The 16,961-nt window shown below is 69.3% G+C and carries 14 protein-coding genes and 3 pseudogenes; 12 read left to right on the forward strand and 5 right to left on the reverse strand.

Going from position 1 to position 16,961, the window contains the following annotated elements; translation table 11 throughout:
- Positions 1 to 771 precede the first annotated feature (771 nt).
- From AB0M76_RS06780 to AB0M76_RS06800, 5 genes and pseudogenes are all read left to right on the forward strand, one after another.
- Entirely contained in the window at positions 772 to 2,670 is a 1,899-nt protein-coding gene (locus AB0M76_RS06780) for a family 43 glycosylhydrolase (RefSeq protein WP_365951866.1), read from the forward strand.
- A 296-nt stretch (positions 2,671 to 2,966) separates the two neighbouring features.
- A pseudogene (locus tag AB0M76_RS06785) lies at positions 2,967 to 4,574 on the forward strand (glycoside hydrolase 43 family protein); the annotation flags it as partial.
- Positions 4,575 to 4,598: 24 nt separating this feature from the next.
- Complete coding sequence (locus AB0M76_RS06790; RefSeq protein ID WP_275432065.1) at positions 4,599 to 5,042, forward strand: RICIN domain-containing protein; 444 nt, start codon at positions 4,599 to 4,601, stop codon at positions 5,040 to 5,042.
- Between the two features lie 352 nt (positions 5,043 to 5,394).
- Complete coding sequence (locus tag AB0M76_RS06795) at positions 5,395 to 5,541, forward strand: hypothetical protein (RefSeq protein ID WP_365951867.1); 147 nt, start codon at positions 5,395 to 5,397, stop codon at positions 5,539 to 5,541.
- 72 nt (positions 5,542 to 5,613) lie between these two features.
- A complete protein-coding gene (locus AB0M76_RS06800; RefSeq protein ID WP_365951868.1) occupies positions 5,614 to 5,946 on the forward strand; it encodes a hypothetical protein in 333 nt (110 codons plus the stop codon).
- Between the two features lie 103 nt (positions 5,947 to 6,049).
- On the opposite strand, the pseudogene AB0M76_RS06805 reads toward AB0M76_RS06800, so the two are convergent.
- A pseudogene (locus AB0M76_RS06805) lies at positions 6,050 to 6,382 on the reverse strand (WhiB family transcriptional regulator).
- A gap of 770 nt (positions 6,383 to 7,152) precedes the next feature.
- On the opposite strand from AB0M76_RS06805, the gene AB0M76_RS06810 reads away from it, so the two are divergent.
- A complete protein-coding gene (locus AB0M76_RS06810; RefSeq protein ID WP_365951869.1) occupies positions 7,153 to 8,868 on the forward strand; it encodes an LPXTG cell wall anchor domain-containing protein in 1,716 nt (571 codons plus the stop codon).
- Between the two features lie 10 nt (positions 8,869 to 8,878).
- The gene (locus tag AB0M76_RS06815; RefSeq protein WP_365951942.1) at positions 8,879 to 9,229 is read left to right on the forward strand and encodes a GNAT family N-acetyltransferase; all 351 of its coding nucleotides are present in this window, start codon (positions 8,879 to 8,881) and stop codon (positions 9,227 to 9,229) included.
- A gap of 263 nt (positions 9,230 to 9,492) precedes the next feature.
- Here the strand turns inward: AB0M76_RS06815 and AB0M76_RS06820 are convergent, their stop codons facing one another.
- The 4 genes from AB0M76_RS06820 to AB0M76_RS06835 form a co-directional block, all read right to left on the reverse strand.
- Positions 9,493 to 10,893: a glycoside hydrolase family 43 protein gene (locus AB0M76_RS06820; protein ID WP_365951870.1), complete on the reverse strand. Its 1,401-nt coding sequence runs from the start codon at positions 10,891 to 10,893 to the stop codon at positions 9,493 to 9,495.
- 301 nt (positions 10,894 to 11,194) lie between these two features.
- Complete coding sequence (locus AB0M76_RS06825; protein WP_365951871.1) at positions 11,195 to 11,389, reverse strand: hypothetical protein; 195 nt, start codon at positions 11,387 to 11,389, stop codon at positions 11,195 to 11,197.
- A gap of 49 nt (positions 11,390 to 11,438) precedes the next feature.
- Positions 11,439 to 12,422, reverse strand: coding sequence for an NADPH:quinone reductase (locus AB0M76_RS06830; RefSeq protein WP_365951872.1), 984 nt, complete (start codon positions 12,420 to 12,422; stop codon positions 11,439 to 11,441).
- A gap of 20 nt (positions 12,423 to 12,442) precedes the next feature.
- Positions 12,443 to 13,021: a PadR family transcriptional regulator gene (locus tag AB0M76_RS06835; protein WP_365951873.1), complete on the reverse strand. Its 579-nt coding sequence runs from the start codon at positions 13,019 to 13,021 to the stop codon at positions 12,443 to 12,445.
- Between the two features lie 125 nt (positions 13,022 to 13,146).
- Between AB0M76_RS06835 and AB0M76_RS06840 the strand changes: the two genes are divergently transcribed.
- From AB0M76_RS06840 to AB0M76_RS06860, 5 genes and pseudogenes are all read left to right on the forward strand, one after another.
- The gene (locus tag AB0M76_RS06840) at positions 13,147 to 13,539 is read left to right on the forward strand and encodes an ester cyclase (RefSeq protein WP_365951874.1); all 393 of its coding nucleotides are present in this window, start codon (positions 13,147 to 13,149) and stop codon (positions 13,537 to 13,539) included.
- A gap of 70 nt (positions 13,540 to 13,609) precedes the next feature.
- On the forward strand, positions 13,610 to 14,950 hold the full coding sequence (locus tag AB0M76_RS06845) for an MFS transporter (protein WP_365951875.1): 1,341 nt from the start codon (positions 13,610 to 13,612) through the stop codon (positions 14,948 to 14,950).
- A gap of 9 nt (positions 14,951 to 14,959) precedes the next feature.
- Positions 14,960 to 15,119 (forward strand): annotated as a pseudogene (locus AB0M76_RS06850) (radical SAM protein); the annotation flags it as partial.
- Positions 15,120 to 15,633: 514 nt separating this feature from the next.
- Entirely contained in the window at positions 15,634 to 16,128 is a 495-nt protein-coding gene (locus AB0M76_RS06855) for a MarR family transcriptional regulator (RefSeq protein WP_365951876.1), read from the forward strand.
- 120 nt (positions 16,129 to 16,248) lie between these two features.
- Positions 16,249 to 16,893, forward strand: coding sequence for a DsbA family protein (locus tag AB0M76_RS06860; RefSeq protein ID WP_365951877.1), 645 nt, complete (start codon positions 16,249 to 16,251; stop codon positions 16,891 to 16,893).
- The last annotated feature ends 68 nt before the right edge of the window (positions 16,894 to 16,961 follow it).

Genomic DNA, 16,961 nt, shown 5'->3' on the forward strand with positions numbered 1-16,961 from the left:
TGAGATGTCCGTCACGACAGGCAGTCCAGGCTCCCCAACCGGGGGCCCTGAAACCGCCTGCGCACAGGATGAGGAACCCCAGCCGATGCGCGGCTGGGGTTCCTCGGTGCGGTGAGTATCGGTCAGCAGGTGGAGTTGCCCACGCCGTAAACCGCTCGTCTACACGTCGGCGGACCGCACCACATCGCGATCACCGTGGATCAGGCGGGTCAGCGCTGCAGGGTGAGCAGGCCCGGCCGGTACGGCAACTCACGTCCGTCCCGTCAGCAACTTTGACAGGACGAGATTCGGATGACGCCTCAGTAACGGACAGGTTTCGACGCGGGTACTTGACGGCCTCTCATGTGCCGTGGTTTTCTCCCTGCAACACACCGGATGTTCGACTTTCAAGTTGTTAGCGCTAACAATTCGCCGGAGGCCCGGCATCCCCACCCCGCAGGGGTCACGTCTTGCCGCCACCCCGGACAAACAGTCCGTTCGCGCAGTTCAGCGCACCAATCCAGATGACCAACCGCCCCGATGCGGGACGCGGTCACCGGCCCGGACGACCGAAAGGCAGCACGATGGCCGACACCACCAACTCCCGTGCAGGCAGCGGCCGCCCGCCCGGCATCCGAGTAGGCGAAGACGGTCTGACGGAGCGCCAGCGCTCGGCGGCTCCGTCCGCATCGCACGGTTCGCACTGACCACACCCCGAGCGCAGCAACGTCCCTCCTCCGCATCTGACCAGCTGCTCAGTCCCCGACGCGCAGCACCAGGAAGGATCACACCATGGCCAGTACCGCCGTCCACAGGGCAACGGCTCACCCGACCGCAGTGAGGTCACCCGCCGCCGGTACGAGCCTCGCCCGGGCAGCCTGGGTGCTGATGATCCTCATATTGGCGTTCGTCGTCCTTCCCGCCGCGGTGCATCCCACAGCGGCCAGGGCCGACAACCCGATCGTGCAGCACGTCTACACCGCCGACCCTGCCCCGCTGGTGCACAACGGGCGAGTCTACCTCTACACCGGGCACGACGAGGACGGCTCCACCTCCTCCTTCGTGATGAATGACTGGCGGGTGTGGTCCTCCGCCGACATGGTCAACTGGACCGACCACGGCTCACCGCTCAGCCTGAACACCTTCAGCTGGGCGGGTGCCAACGCGTGGGCGGGCCAGGCCGTCGAACGGGACGGCAAGTTCTACTGGTACGTGCCGGTGTCGGTCCGGGCGACCGGCCAATTCGCCATCGGCGTGGCGGTGTCGGACAGCCCCACCGGCCCGTTCCGGGACGCCCTCGGCCACCCGCTGGTGGAGAACAGTGAGATCGACCCGACCGTCTTCATCGACGACGACGGCCAGGCCTACCTGTACTGGGGCAACCCGAACCTTTGGTACGTCAAGCTGAACGCGGACATGACGTCCTACGCAGGCAGCCCCGTCAGAATTCCGCTCACCACCGAGGGCTTCGGGTCCCGCACCGACAACCCCGACCGTCCCACGCTGTACGAAGAAGCACCATGGGTCTACAAGCGGAACGGCCTGTACTACATGGTGTATGCCGCCAAGTGCTGCTCGGAGTTCATCGCCTACTCCACGGCACCCAGCCCGACCGGACCGTGGACCTACCGTGGAACAGTCATGCCCGCCCAGGGCAACAGCTTCACCAACCACGCGGGCATCGTGGACTTTCAGGGCAACTCGTATTTCTTCTATCACAACGGCGCCCTCCCGGGCGGCGGCGGCTTCACCCGCTCGGTCGCAGTGGAGAAGTTTTCCTACAACGCTGACGGAACGATCCCGACGATCAATATGACGACGGCCGGGGCGCCGCAGGCCGGCACGCTCGATCCTTATGTCCGCCAGGAAGCCGAGTCCATCGCGTGGGGCAGCGGCATCGAAACCGAACCCTCCAGCGAGGGCGGGATGAACATCAGCTGGATTGAAAACGGCGATTACATCAAGGTCAAGGGCGTAGCATTCGGCACCGGTGCCGGCTCGTTCACCGCCAGGGCGGCCTCAAACACCAGCGGCGGCCGAGTTGAGCTGCACCTGGACAGTGCTACTGGGCCGACGGCCGGGACATGCACGGTGTCGGGCACCGGAGGCTGGCAGACCTGGAGCACGGTCTCGTGCCCTGTTACCGGTGCGACCGGGACCCACGATCTGTACCTGCGCTTCGCCGGTGGCAGCGGGTACTTGTTCAATATGAACTGGTGGCAGTTCACCACCGGCCAGTCCGCCTTCTCGTCAACCGCCGTCGCCCAGCACAGCGGGCACTGCCTGGACGACCCCAACCAGAGCACCACCGACGGCACTCAGTACCGACAGTACACCTGCGGCGCCGGTGAGGAGCAGCGGTTCGACTTCCGTCCGGTGCAAGGGGTGGCGGACACCTACTCCCTGGTGAACCGCCACAGCGGCAAGTGCCTCGACATCCGCGGTGTCTCCACCGCCGACGGTGAGGCGGTCCATCAGTGGACCTGCCGCGGCGGCACGAACCAGCAGTTCACGCTGCGGCATGTCGCCGCCAACGACTACCAGCTCGTCGCGGTGCACAGCGGCAAGTGCGTGGACGTCAGCGGGATCTCCACCGCCGTCGGAGCATTGGTCCACCAGCGGACCTGTGACTCCGCCAGTGCCCTGGCCACCAAGAAGAACCAGGTCTGGCGCCTGACCGGCAAGAGCTGAACCAACACAGGGTCGGGCCCGGTCCGGCAACCCGGTGCCCGACCCTGTCCAGTGCCTTTGCGCGACGGCTTCATCTCGCCGCCCGGCCTGGGTCAGCCCTCGGTCCCCTTGCTCGTTCCGATGCGGAGCGTTCGCTACCCCTTGGTGGCCTCTTGCAGACAGAAATGACAAACACTCTGGCTGCTCCTGCACATGCTGAGGGACGCTCAGATCACCCCCTGCACGGTTCGTCCTCGGAAATGTTAACGCTCACACTTCGGCTCTCGGTCCCCCACGCGTGAGGAAGCTGATCTCGTATGTCCTGGCTCCAACACCCCCACAGCCGCCGGAAAGTCATGGCGGCCACCGTCGGCCTGGTCGCGGGCACCACGCTGCCGGCGATAGGCGCGAGCGCGGCGGCGGCCACGATGGCCCAGCAGGAGCGGTTCACCAACCCGGTGATCTGGCAGGACTTCGCCGACCTCGAGGTCATCCGCGTCGGCGACGCTTACTACTACACCGGCTCGACCATGCACTTCTCGCCGGGCGCGCCCGTCCTGCGCTCCTACGACCTGGTCAACTGGGAGTTCATCGGCCACTCGGTGCCGGTCCTCGACTTCGGCGACGCGTACGACCTCAACGGCGGACGGGCGTACGTCCAGGGCATCTATGCGTCCTCGATGCGCCACCGCCCCAGCGACGGGACCTTCTACTGGCTGGGCCAGATCGGCGGGCAGCGGTCGTACGTATACAGAGCCACCAACGCGGCGGGCCCCTGGACCCGGCACGCCGAGATCGGCAGCAATTACTACGACGCGGGACTGCTCTTCGACGACGACGGCACCCCGTACGTGGCGTACGGCGCCAACGAGATCCGCGTCGCGCAGCTCTCCCCGGACATGCGCACCGAGGTCAGGTCCGAGCACGTGCTCACCAAGCCCGACGAGATCCACTATATGGAGGGCTCCCGCTTCTACAAGATCAACGGGAACTACTACATCTTCGTCACCCGCCCGCCCAACGGCCAGTACATCTGGAAATCCACATCAGGCCCCTTCGGCCCGTACAAGATGCGGGAGGTGCTGTTGGACCTGCCCGGCCCGATCCCCGGCGGCGGCATACCGCACCAGGGCTCGCTGGTCGACACCCCGAACGGCGACTGGTACTACGTGGGCTTCATCGACGCCTATCCCGGCGGCCGCGTCCCCGCCCTGGCCCCGGTCACCTGGAACGCCGAGGGCTGGCCCGAGCTCCAGACCGTCAACGGCACGTGGGGCGAGACATACCCCTACCCGGTCACCCCGCACCCGCTCCCGCCGATGACCGGCGCCGACACCTTCCGGGGAACGGCGCTGGCGCCGTACTGGGAGTGGAACCACAACCCCGACACGGCCGCGTTCACCGTCAACAACGGGCTCACCCTCAGGACCGCCACCGTCACCGACGACCTCTACAGCGCCCGTAACACCCTCACCCGCCGCATCCAGGGCCCCGCCTCCACCGCGACCGTCGTGCTCGACTGCTCCGGGATGGCGGACGGCGACCGGGCCGGGCTGGCGATGCTGCGGGACTCCTCCGCCTGGATCGGTGTCACGCGGCAGGGCGGCGTCAGCAGGCTGGTGATGGTCGACGGCCTGACCATGGACGCCAGCTGGAACACCAGCAGCACCGGCACCGAGCAGGCCCGCGCCGACCTCCCCGCGTCCGGCAGCCGCGTCTGGCTGCGCGCCGCCGCCGACGTCAGCCCGGGGCCGGGCCGTCAGGCGACGTTCTCCTACAGCACCGACGGCACCACCTTCACCCGGCTCGGCCCGGCCTTCACCATGAGCGAGAGGCCTCATTTCTTCATGGGCTACCGCTTCGCCGTCTTCAACCATGCCACCCGGGCCCTCGGCGGCGGAGTGCTGGTGGAACGCTTCGAGTTGCGCGCGCACGCGCCGGCGGCCCCTGTGGACACCAACGCCTGGTACGTCATGGTCAACCGCAACAGCGGCAAGGCACTGGACGTGGCGGGCGTGAGCTCCGCGGACGGCGCCGCCCTCACGCAGTGGGCCCGGTACGACGGGCCCAACCAGCAGTTCCAGTTCGTGGACTCCGGTGGCGGCTACTACCAGTTGAAGGCGAGGCACTCCGGCAAGCTGCTGGACGTCTCCGGCTGGTCGACGGCCGACAACGCCGCCATCCACCAGTGGAGCGACCACGGTGGCGTGAACCAGCAGTTCCGGTTGGTGGACTCACCGGACGGATACGTCCGGTTGATCAACCGCAACAGCGGGAAGGCCGTCGAGGTACCGGGCTTCTCCTCCGCCGACGGGACCGGCATCGTCCAGTATTCGGACTGGGGCGGCGTGAACCAGCAGTGGAAGCTCGTCCGCGTCGGCTCCACGGGCTAGTCCTCCTGCTGACACCGGTATCCGGTTCAAGCCCACCGAAACTCCCCCTGCCCGCTGGGCAAGGGGAGTTTCGGTGTGCGCGCGCCCGAGGTCGCACGGCCGACAGCGAGGTCCGAAAACATCTTGGACCGGACGGCAACCCTTTCTGAAGAGGATCGAACGCCGGGTTGCCCGGTCCTGACCGCTGCGTGCCGCGCCGCGCGCTCGGGAGACGTGGCGCCGCCCTGAGCCGTGTGCCAGGCACGGCAGGTCGCGTTTTCCCCCTGCGCGATGAGCCGGCGCACTGCTCGACGGGGTCCGCGAGATCCTGGCCCGACTCCTGCCGAGACCCCGACGACGCAGCAACCGCCGCGTGGTCAAACGCAAGATGTCCAACTACAAACTCAAACGCATCCCGCACCGGAACGGGCCACAACCCACCCGCGACCCCGCCGAGGCAGTCCGGATCGCACCGCACTACCGCACCGTCTCCGCCAACAACCAGCGCAAACCACTCTAAGTCACTGGTATTGGGGCTAGAGGTCTTGTTCGGGGTGCGACTCGTCGCGCGGTTGCCGGGTTCGCCGGTTCTTTGGACGACCTCGGGGCGGCCGAGGAAGAGCACCTGACCGCCACGCTGCTCGAAGGCCTCGTCCGCGAGTTCTCCGCCCTTCCTCCTCACGCGCGGCTTGCCGCCGTCGAGGGTGCCGCCGCCCGTCCCTCGTCCAAGCAGTTCACCGTCGGCCACGCAGCGATCCGGCACACTGCGGTCCCCATGGAGCAGTACCTTCCCGATCTGGTCGTGGGGCTGTGGCTCGGCAGCAGCAGCGATCGGACTCTCCAGGCGGCTCAAGGCACCAGTCGCACCACACGGCCCCGGTTCGCCCTGACGATCGACGTTGTCCTCGAGCCCATGTTGGGGTGAGCCTTTCGGCCCCCCGTGTCAGGTTGGCCCCTCGGGCGAGGCCGCGGAGTTTAAACGCGGACTTGTGAAGAGGGGTCGCCTCGTCGGCTTCGTACCGACCGCGTCAGCCGGCTGCCTGCCAGCCCGCTCCGTTTGCGGCACGCGCTGACCGGTCGTGCTCCCTGCGGGCGGCCTCCAGCAGCTTTCGCCACGACGTCACCGTGGGGCGCCGGCGTAGGTGCGCGCGTCGCTCCCGATCCGTCATACCTCCTCAGACACCGTGCTCGATACGCTGATCAAGAGCATGGGCGAGGCATTCCGTGCGCACCGGGCAGCCGCCACAGACAGCCTTCGCCCTGTTCTGGGCGGCGCCTTCTGCGAACAGCTCTTCGGGGTCAGCAGTGCGGCAAAGTGCCCGCTCGCCCCATTCGTCGTCATCACCCGCGACCGCCCCCATGCCGTCCTCTCCCCGATCGGCCTGCCCCCCACCATGGGACGTTGGCAGTTCGGTGACGGTACGCCAATCGGGCGGGGCACGGAACATCGGAATCAGGCAGCAACTCCTACGGGTGAACGTGCCTTGGCCGCAGCTTGGTTGCGCGGCAGCAACGACTGGCCTTCGGGTGATCGGTCTTACCCGTCGGCCCGGCCTCCAGGGACGGGAGGGCCTTGCGAAGCGGCACAGCCGCACTCGTCTGACCGGGCCGATGGTGGCCGACCGCACGGCCACGGTCAGTGCGGGGACGGCGGGTGTGCCGTCGGGGCACAGGTGGCAGCCCGCTGCGGCCGCTGCCGGGTGCGGCCGGTCGCCGGGGTCGGACGGGAGCGGGGGAGGAGTTGTCACCCGGGCCCAACGAGCGGCACCACCGGTGGCGTCACGCGGTGGTGGACGGGAACAAGCTGTCCAGCGCCAGGACGGGCACCTACTGATGGACGCGCCGAGGTGGCGCTCCTGGCCGCGGCCCCGGCGGCAAGGACCAGCCCGGGCGTGTCACGGGGCCACCGGGTCCGGTGAGACGGTGCGACCGCGTCTCGGCAAAAGATGTTTGAAACGGCAACCTTTCCGCTCCGGCCGGCCACTTAGGGGTGTACCGACGAGGGCGAGCCGTGATCAGCGGCCCTACACCCTCTGTGTCAACACCCGATCGGAGCCCCCACATGTCACCAGGCAACCCGAGATCCCCCGAGCAGCCGATGCCTCGGGATCGCACGCCCCGCCGTAGCCGGATGCTCCGGCATTTGGTCGTGGGGGCGGTGGCGGTGCTCGCCGCCTCGGCCGGTGTCGGCGCCCTGGCGCCCAGCGCGGGCGCCGCGCCGACCGTCCGCATCAGTGTGGATGCCGGTACCTCCTTGGGCACGGTGCCCAGAAGTGGTGTCGGCCTCAACACGGGCTTCGGCGACGAGCACATGGGGGACCCCAAGGTGACATCGCTGATGAAGGCCGCGGGAGTCCGGCAACTGCGCTATCCCGGCGGCTCCGGCGCGGACGACTACCACTGGAAGACCCACACCTCCGGCGACGGCAGCGGCTGGATCCCCTCCAACACCAACTTCGACCACTTCATGGCCACCGCGAAGAAGGTCGGCGCCCAGCCGATCCTGACCGCGAACTACGGTTCCGGCACCCCCCAGGAGGCCGCCGACTGGGTCAAGTACGCCAACGTCGACAAAGGTTACGGCGTGAAGTACTGGGAGATCGGCAACGAGGTCTACGGCAACGGGCACTACGGCAACGGCAAGGGCTGGGAAACCGACACCCACGCCGACAAGAGCCCGAAGGAGTACGGAAAGAACCTGGTCGCCTACTCGAAGGCGATGAAGGCCGTGGACCCGAAGGTGAAGATCGGAGCGGTGCTCACCACCCCCGGCGGCTGGCCGGACAAGGAGAATGCTCCCGGTGACAGCGCCGACTGGAACCACACGGTGCTCTCCATCGCGGCAAGCTCGATCGACTTCGTCATCGTCCACTGGTATCCGGGCGGCACCACCACGGCCGACCTGCTGAACACCCCCTCGCGGATCGCCGGTGCCACGTCCTCGCTGCGCTCGCTGATCGCCAAGTACGCGGGCTCGCGCGCCGCTTCGGTGGAGATCGCGGTCACCGAGACCGACGCCGTCGGCTCGCCCGCCTTGACCAGCCAGGCCGCGGCCCTGTTCGCGCCGGACACCTACATGACCTGGTTCGAGCAGGGTGCCACCCACGTGGACTGGTGGAACCTGCACAACGGCTCGGGCGAAGCACCCACCACCGTCCACGGCGAGACCGACTACCGGGACGGGGGCATTCTCTCCGCTGGAACCTGCGCCGGGGGGAAGTGCCAACCGCCGCGCGACACGCCCTTCCCCACCTACTGGGGCATCCGCTCGCTGACCGCACTGGCGCAGCCCGGCGACACCATGGTCAAGTCGTCCTCGGGCAACTCGTCGGTTGCCGTGCACGCGGTGCGGAGCGGCAACGGCGGTCTGAACGTCATGCTGATCAACAAGAGCCCGCAGAACGCGGCGCCGGTGTCGCTCTCGTACGCCGGATTCACCCCGGCCGCCGGGACGGTCACGACCGTTTCGTATGCCAAGGGAGATACTGCCCTGACGACGGCGAAGCGGGGCACGGCGGTCGCACAGACGCTGCCGCCGTACTCGATCACGACTCTTCAGCTGAAGCCCACGTCGGGGACCGCCGGCGCTGCCAAGCCGACGCCCGCCCCCACGCCGACCGCCGCCACGCCGGTTGTTACCGCCTCCGGTACGACCGGCACCCGTGCGCAGGCGGAGCGCGGCGTACCCGTCGGCCACCCGACCCCGGGCAGCACGTCCGGCGGCCTGGCTTCCACCGGGGTGAGCAACACCATCACCTACAGCGCCCTCGGTGGCCTGCTGGTCATCGTCGGCGGCAGCGTGCTGGTGCTTCGCGGACGTCGCCGCGGGGCTTTGCGCGGGAAGTGAGACCGCGTGAGTGACCGACGGCCCGGCAGCAACGCCACCCACCCGTGGCGCGCGCCGGGCCGTCGGCCTCCGCGCCGGCGTCGGCGGTCAGGTAACAAACAAGGCCGGGGTCGTTGACCTGGACCTGGCCTACCTCGGCACCGGTCCCGGCCCGTGGGGTGGCCCGCAGGCGGCTGCGTTCCGGGCCACCGTGGAACTGCCGCGTGAGGACTTCGCGATCCTCGGGGACCTGGCGGTGTTGCCCGCCTGGCGGGGGCAGGGCATCGAACGGCGACTCCACGACGCCGTTCTGACCTTCCGGGACGAGACCGGGTCGGTGCTGTTCGCAGACTCCACCGATGCCACCATGCGGGGCATCTAGCGGAACTGGCTACGTCTGGCGCACTGCAGGAGGCAGCGCCGATCGCTGCGCCCCGCCCCGCTGCTGATCTCCGGCCTTCTGCAGACCGGTAGCGCCGCCCCGGACACGTCCGTGGGCGCCACCTGCCCCACCGCGTACGGTCGACGGGCCCGTCCGGGTCGATCTCGCCACGGACACCGCCTGGGTCCCTTCGGGGTCACCCCGAAGGGACCAGGCCGGCGTTTCCCAACGGCCTTGAAGCCAAAGGCCCGAGCCGACCCCCGTCAGTAGCCGACGTGGAAGGTGGCGTCGGCCTTCTCCGTGGTGGTGGCGATCGGGTCGATGCGCAGGACGTAGCCGGTGTGCCGGATGTAATGCGTCGGGAAGTTGTGCGAACGGAAGGACGACCAGGAGGAGTCGGCCAGGCCGGCGGTCCTGTGGAACGTGGCGTCCGCGGCGAAGGTCGCGGTGCCGTCGTTCTCTTCCAGCCGCAGGTCGTAGTTGGAGTGCCGCAGGTAGCGGGTCGGGAAGTTGACCGACTGGAAGGACACGCCCGCGCTGTCGGCCAGGCCGCGTACGAGCTTCCACTGCGAGTCGGTGTACGGGTCGAACGGGTAGACATCGATCCGGCCGACGGAGTTGGCATGACGGACGTAACGGGCGGGGTAGTTGTAGGACTTCAGCCGGTTCCAGGCGGGGCTGCCCCACTTCGCCACGAGGTTGTCGTACTCGGTCGTGGTGATCGTCGCGATGGTGCAGTGCTTGGAGTTGAGGGGCTGGGTGTAGTCGCGCTGGTCCAGCGCGGTCCAGGTGCCGGCGGCGAGGTCGTTGCTCTGCCAGGCGTAGAAGACGCCGTTCGGCGTGTAGGTGTCGCCCCACAGGTACCAGGATCCGGAGGTCAGGGACTTCACCAGGGTCGGCGCCTCGGTGCCGCCGTGGGCGGCCGCCGTGCTGAAGGGCGTGAAGCTGCCCGGCTGCAGGGTGGTCGACCGCGCGCCCACGAGGGCCTGGTCCCTCCCCCTGTAGTAGAGGTAGTTGACGCCGTTCACACCCACGGCGAGGTTGCCGTCGATGATGTCGTAGCCGGGGTCGAAGAAGACCTGCGGGGACGTCACCGTCTGGAAGTTGGTGGTGTAGTTCACCATGAGCACGTTGTGGCCGCTGGCATTGACCGACGAGTAGATGATCCCGTACTCGCCGCGGCCGGCGTCCCAGAACGCCTCGGGTGCCCAGCTGTGGGTCACCATGTCGTGCAGCTTCAGCCGGCGGTAGCCGGTGAGGGTGCGCAGGTCCGCGGAGTCCCAGACGTGGATGTACTGGCTGTTGTAGCCCCAGTCGGTGCCCTTGAGGTCGGTGGCGAGGACGACGAAGGTGCCGTCCTGCTTGCGCATGATGAACGGATCACGCAGACCGCCCGCACCCGCGGTCGGGGTCACCACGGGGTTGTTCTGGTTGAGCGGCATCCAGCGCAGGCCGTCGGTGCTGACCGCCAGGTGCAGGCCGTAGTCGGCCTCCAGCATGGTCGCGGACTCGGTGAAGTAGCCCATGACGTAGGCCGCGTCCGCGGCGTAGGCGGGTCGCGCGCCCAGGGCCAGCGTTCCGGACAGGGCCAGCGGGACGGTGGCGGCCATACCGAGGAACAGGCGTCGCGACGGGTGGGGGCCGGGGCCGGTTGTTGCGGTCATTTGCGCTCCAGGGTGCGTGGGGGGCGGGCGGCCGTTCTCGGCAGTCACGGCATGCACCGCCGCAGTGCTGGGCGGGGGCGCCTGGACCACGGGATGCAACGGGTCCCGCGGGTGGTCGCGGACGTTGCGTCCCGGGGCGGGAGGTTGCTGCCCGTTCCGTGGAGCCCAGCCCGTCGGGAGTGCGGGGGCGGTGGAAGCAGGATCGAATGTTAGCGCTAACAATCAATTCAGCCAGGACACGCGGTAGATGAGAGCGGCTCGGTGGCCATCACTATGGGTCTGCCCGAGTAGCGCGTCAAGGTCACGCGCAAGGTCGTCCCGCTGCCCGGCCGGGAAGCGCGGCCCGACCCGATCCGTCGTCCCGGACGGGCACGTCGGCCTCGACGAAGCCCAGCCGCCGGTTCATGCCGATGGCCGCAGCGTTGCCCGGGTGGTGGAAGGCCCGCATCCAGTGCACGCCGTGCGAACGCGCGAAGCTGATCGCCAGAAGCTTCATCGCCAGCGCGACGCCCCTCCCTCGGTGGCCGGCCAGCACTCCGTCTGCGCTATTGGGGGATGGTGAGCAGGATGCGGCCGTGGCCACCGCCGGCGTCGACGTGGTCGTGGGCCTTGGCGATGTCGTCCAGCGGGTAGCGGTCGCCGACGGCGATGGTGAGGGCGCCGACGGCGGCGGCGGAGGTGAGGTCGCGGGCGGCCTGGCGCTTGGCCTCGGCGGGGAAGTCGTCGCTGCCGAGCAGTCGCAGGGTGACGTTGTTGAACAGCAGCGGCCAGAAGGGGATCTCGGTGCGGTCCGTGCGGGTGGCGTAGGCGGCGATGACGGCGTTGTTGGCGGCGACGGCGTTGTCGAGGTCGGCGTTGTCGGACAGCGCGACCTCGATGATCCGGTCGACGCCCCGTGGCGCGTACGAGCGGATGGCCGCGGCGGGGTCGCCGGTATCCAGGGCGACGGCGTGGGAGACGATGGCCGGGTCGATGTGGTCGAGGTCCGCGGTGCGGCGGACGGTTGCGATCACAGTCGCGCCGGCCCAGTGGGCGAGCTGGGTGGCCAGGGAACCGACGCCGCCGAGGACTCCGTGGACCAGGACCAGTCGGCCGTCGACGGGGCCGTCGGCGAAGACGGTGCGGTGGGCGGTGATGCCGGGGATGCCGAGGCTCGCCCCCAACTCATCACTCAGATGGTCTGGCAGAGGTACGGCTTGGTGGTCGGGTACGACGGTGTACTGAGCAGCTGTACCGAAGGGGCGGTAGGACTGGGCGCCGTATACCCAGACCCGCTGTCCGACGCGGTGGGCGTCGGCTTGGGCGCCCACGGCGTCGATGACTCCGGCGGCGTCGCTGTGTGGGATCACCCGTGGGTAGGGCATGGACGAGCCGAGCCAGCCGCGCCGCTTCTTGGTGTCGCCGGGGTTGACGCCCGAGACGGTGACACGGACGCGGACCTCGCCGGGGCCGGGGGCGGGATCAGGTAGTTCACCGACGTGCAGGACATCGGCGGCGGGGCCCTGGTCGTCGTACCAGGAAGCAAGCATGGGGGTACCTCCGTGGACAGTCAGCTCGCGGGAGCGGCGGGTGCGTGCGGATCGCTGTCGGCGCGTCCGGTGTCGAATACGGGGGCTTCGTCCCCGAGGGCCTCGCGCAGCCAGGTCCGCTCCGCGCGGCTGGTGGCGCGGGCGGTGAGCAGCATGCCCCGCCGGTAGGGGTCGGCGACCTCCTCGGCACGCAGGGGCCGCTCGTTGTCGTAGAAGAAGCTCGCCGGTTCTTCCAGGAACTCCAGCCGTCTGCGCAGCACCGCGTGCTGTTCGGCTACGTCGGGCAGCTGGGAGAGGAATGCCAGGACGATGTAGAACCGGGAGAAGTCGGTGATCTCGTGGTCGGCGGGCTTGCGCAAGCGCTGAAGCATTTCGGCCCGTCCGGCCGCGGTCAGGCTGAGCACGTACCGGGCCGCCCCCGCGGCCGGGTCGGCGCGCCGCTCGATCAAGCCCGCCTTGGTCAGGCGATTGATCGCCGGATACAGGCTGCCGTCACTGACCGGCCGCGTATAGCCGGTCAGCTGTGAGACGCGGCGGCGCAGCTCGTGTCCAGGCAGGGGTCCCTCGGCCAGGAAACCGAGTATCGCGAGTTCGAGCATGGGTCCATCCTCGCACGTCTACATCGAATCGATGTAAACATCGATTCGATGTTAAGCTCCCAGGCACCCACCCATCGTCTTTGGAGAGGCACAGCAAGATGCCGGCGCAGTCCAGCGAGTCAGTGATGAACCGCTTCGTCGAGTTCATCAACACGGGCGACGAGGGTCTCGCTCACGAGGTCATTTCTCCGGACGCGGTGTTCCACGCACCCAGCCACCCGGAACCGCTGCGGGGGCCCGATGGGTACATGGAAGTCCTCGGGATGATGCGCAGCGCCTTCCCGGACGTCCAGTGGACGCTGGAGGAGACGGTCACCGAAGGCGACACGGTCGCCGCGCGGTTCACCATGCGGGGAACCCACGACGGTGAATTCTTCGGGATCCCGGCGACCGGCAACAAGATCTCGGTGCAGGCCATGAACTTCTACTACCTGGCCGACGGCCGGATCGTCGGCGAACGGGGCCAGCCCGATCTCCTCGGGGTGATGCAGCAGATCGGCGCCGTACCGGCGCCGTGAGGCAGACAGTCGCCTCCTCCTCCCACGCAACCGTCCAGGTCCGCGCTGCCGCCCTCCCGCAAGGCACATCATGGAATCCCTCGCACCCCCACCGCCCGCTCAGGCGATAGCCGTCCTGCCCCGGTCCTCCATTCTGGTGGCGGCCCTGTCCACCGTCGTGGAGTGGTACGACTTCACGCTGTACCTGTACATGACCACCGTGCTGTCCCGGGTGTTCTTCGGCACCGGCTCCACCTCGCTCCTGATCACCCTGGCGGTCTTCGCCGTCGCCTACCTGATGCGCCCGCTCGGCGCGATGGCCTTCGGCCACATCGGGGACCGGCTCGGGCGCCGCAAGGTGCTGCTCGGCTCGATGGCGGTGATGACCTCCGCGATGCTGGCCACCGCCCTGCTCCCGACCCGCGACGAGATCGGCTCCGCCGCCGGGGTTCTGCTGTTGCTGCTGCGCTGTGTCATGGGCTTCGCCGTCGGTGGCGAGTACACCGGCGTCACCGCCTACCTGGTCGAAGGCGCCGCACCCCACCGGCGCGGCCTGGTCGCCTCGCTGGCCTCCGCCGCCAGCGAGATCGGTGCGCTGCTCGCCGCCGGGGTCACTGCCCTCACCGTCACCCTCGCCCCCGGTCCCGCCCTGGACGCGTGGGGGTGGCGCATCCCCTTCCTGTTCGGCGCGCTGCTCGCCACCACGGTGCTGATCGCCCGCTCCACCATGCGCGAATCCCCCGCCTTCGAGCAGCAGCCCCCGCCCGACACCAAGGGCGCGGGCCCACTGATGACCACTCTGCGCACCCAGCGCCCCGCGCTCTACCGGACGTTCGCGATCTCGGCGCTCGGCTCGGTGACGTACTACGTCGGCATCAGCTACGTCCCCACCTACCTCGGCGCGGTCAGCGGCTTCAGGGAGTCCGACGCCCTGTGGCTGTCGACCATCGCGGCCCTCGTCGTCATCGTCGTCACGCCGTTCGCGGGTGTCCTGTCCGACCGGGTCGGCCGCCGCCCCGCACTCACGCTCTTCGGTGCCCTGGCGGTGATCCTGCCGCCGGCCATGTTCGGCCTCATGACCCAGGGCAGCTTCGCCGCCGCACTGACCGGCGCGGTCGTCCTGGCCTGCGTGGCAGGCGGCATCAGCGCGGTCGCGGCCTCCGCGATCGCCGAACAGTTCCCCGTCTCCCAGCGCCTCAGCGGCCTCGCGCTCGGCGCCACCGCAGCCACCGCCCTCTTCGGCGGACTCACCCCTTACGCCTCCCAGGCCCTGGTCAACTCCACCGGCTGGGCCCTGATCCCCGGCGCCCTGGTCGCCGCCACTGCCCTGGCCGTCCTGCCCGTCCTGCGCCGCCTCCCGGAAACCGCGCCAGCCATCCGTGCACCCCGGCCCGGCCATCTCGCCCCGGAACCCGAACCCCAAGCCCGCTGAGCAGACTTCGTGCGCTGGAACAACCTCACCGACGCCGCCGGGCCCGCCGCACTCTTCGCCCCCCGACACAGTGCATACCCGGACCTTCGACACCCCGGAGTTCCTCGGCATCACCTTCCATGAGGTCCACGCGAAGTCGATCGCCAACCGGGTCCCGGACGGCTCCAAGCCTTCCAAGGTGCCGCTCGCATAAGTGACGCATTGCTCGATGCCAACCAGCCGCCTCGCCGTGCGTCGGTTGCCGGCCCGGAGCGGGTTCCGCGCGCGCCGAGCAGTCGTCGCGGTGACGGGCTCGACGTCGGCGGCCCCGGTCGCCCGGAACCACAAGGCGAAGTCCTGTATATGGGACCCGCTGGAGGTGGCGGTCACCCTCTGACCAGGCTCATGGATGCCCCCCCGGGGGGCGCACCGTTACCCCTGCTCGCCCGAGCAGTCATCCGAGTTCCGGCCGGACGCTTTGGCGGAGTTCTGCGTAGTGCCAGGTTTCGGTGAGAGACCGCTCCTGGGCCGTTCATGACATGGATGTCGCGCGTGGGTCCTGGCTACCGTCCGTGTCACCCGCCGGACCCGCCCGGCAGTAGCCCTCCCCGGCGCCCACCTGGGAGGGCGTTGCCGCGTGCCGGGCGGCAGGGAGGGGCGATGATCGTACCGAGAGCGGAGCTGGCGAGCGAAGGGTGTGGCGGGTGGGCGAAGGTGCGGGGATCGGTTCGGCGCAGGAGGCGGCGAACGACGAGCTGGTGCTCGCGTTCGGGCGGCTGCAGGGGGCCGCGGGGCGGCTGGAGTACCTGCTCGGTGGTGCGATCGAGGAGGAGTTCGGGATCAGTCACCTGATGTACGAGGTGCTGCTGATCGTGGGCCGGGCGGGCGGCGCGGGCATGTCGATGCGGGCCATCGCGCAGGAGCGGGTCCTGACCACGGGCGGGATGACCCGCCTGGTGGACCGGATGGAGGCGGCCGGCCTGGTGGTGCGCGCCGACGACCCAGCGGACCGCAGGGGCAAGCTGGTACGGCTCACCGGGCGGGGTGAGGACATCGTCGTGCGGGCCAGCCGGGTGCACGTGGAGAACATCCGCCGCCATTTCCTGGCGCCGCTGCCCGAGGAGGCGAGGGAGCAGTTCATGGAGTGCTTGCGGATCCTGTCCCACTCGGCGCGGGACGCCCTGCCCCGCCTGCGGTAGGGGGGCGGAAGCCCCGACGATGGAGGCCTTTCACCATGCGGGAATACCTGACATGGCAGATACTGTTCAGGCAGGTACATCGCTTCGGTGCGGAGCGACTCCCTCTGCAAAGGCCTCCCCATGAAACTCGGCTACGTCTTCGACGCCTACTGCGGCTGGTCCTACGGTTTTGCCCCCACCCTGGCCGAGGTCACCCTGCGCCACCCCGAACTGCCCGTCGAGGTCGTGTCGGGCGGCTTGTTCACCGGGCGGCGGGCCGTGCCGATCCGCGAGTTCGGCTACGTCCAGGGTGCGAACGCCAAGATCAGCGAGCTGACCGGTGTCGGGTTCGGGGCCGGGTACGAGCGGCTGATCGCCGACGGCTCGTTCGTCATGGACTCCCAGGACGCCGCCCGGGGCATGGCGGCGCTGCGGCAGGCGGCCCCGGAGCGGGCGGTGGAGCTGGCCATGGCCGTACAGGCCGCGTTCTACCAGGACGGCCTGAGCCTGTCCGACCCCGAGACCTTCACCCGGATCGCCGCGGCAGCCGGCCTTGATGCGCTGGAGGTCGGCTCCGCGCTCGCCGCACCGGCCACCTCCCTCGCGGCCGAGGCCGACTTCCGGCGGGCAGCAGCTCTGGGCGCGAACGCCTACCCGACCCTCCTGGTCCAGGACGGCGACCGCACCGCGGTCCTCGCCGTCGGCCACGCCGGCCCCGACAAGATCGACACCCTCCTGGAGCAGTTCGGCGCCGCCCGCACCCGGTCGGCCGCATCCGGCCGCTGAATCCCGGCCGACACACCGGCACGGTCGGTGCCGCCCGCACCCGGGCGGCGCGAACCTGAACCCACACG

Source organism: Streptomyces sp. NPDC051364, assembly GCF_040682115.1.
Classification (GTDB): domain Bacteria; phylum Actinomycetota; class Actinomycetes; order Streptomycetales; family Streptomycetaceae; genus Streptomyces.

Bases quoted from the DNA above. Each gene is read 5' to 3' on its own strand.
- AB0M76_RS06840 (WP_365951874.1), top strand. From the start codon at position 13,147: ATGAACCGCTTCGTCGAGTTCATCAACACGGGCGACGAGGGTCTCGCT.
- AB0M76_RS06860 (WP_365951877.1), top strand. From the start codon at position 16,249: ATGAAACTCGGCTACGTCTTCGACGCCTACTGCGGCTGGTCCTACGGT.
- AB0M76_RS06845 (WP_365951875.1), top strand. From the start codon at position 13,610: ATGGAATCCCTCGCACCCCCACCGCCCGCTCAGGCGATAGCCGTCCTG.
- AB0M76_RS06830 (WP_365951872.1), bottom strand. From the start codon at position 12,422: ATGCTTGCTTCCTGGTACGACGACCAGGGCCCCGCCGCCGATGTCCTG.
- AB0M76_RS06835 (WP_365951873.1), bottom strand. From the start codon at position 13,021: ATGCTCGAACTCGCGATACTCGGTTTCCTGGCCGAGGGACCCCTGCCT.
- AB0M76_RS06820 (WP_365951870.1), bottom strand. From the start codon at position 10,893: ATGACCGCAACAACCGGCCCCGGCCCCCACCCGTCGCGACGCCTGTTC.
- AB0M76_RS06825 (WP_365951871.1), bottom strand. From the start codon at position 11,389: ATGAAGCTTCTGGCGATCAGCTTCGCGCGTTCGCACGGCGTGCACTGG.
- AB0M76_RS06810 (WP_365951869.1), top strand. From the start codon at position 7,153: ATGCTCCGGCATTTGGTCGTGGGGGCGGTGGCGGTGCTCGCCGCCTCG.
- AB0M76_RS06780 (WP_365951866.1), top strand. From the start codon at position 772: ATGGCCAGTACCGCCGTCCACAGGGCAACGGCTCACCCGACCGCAGTG.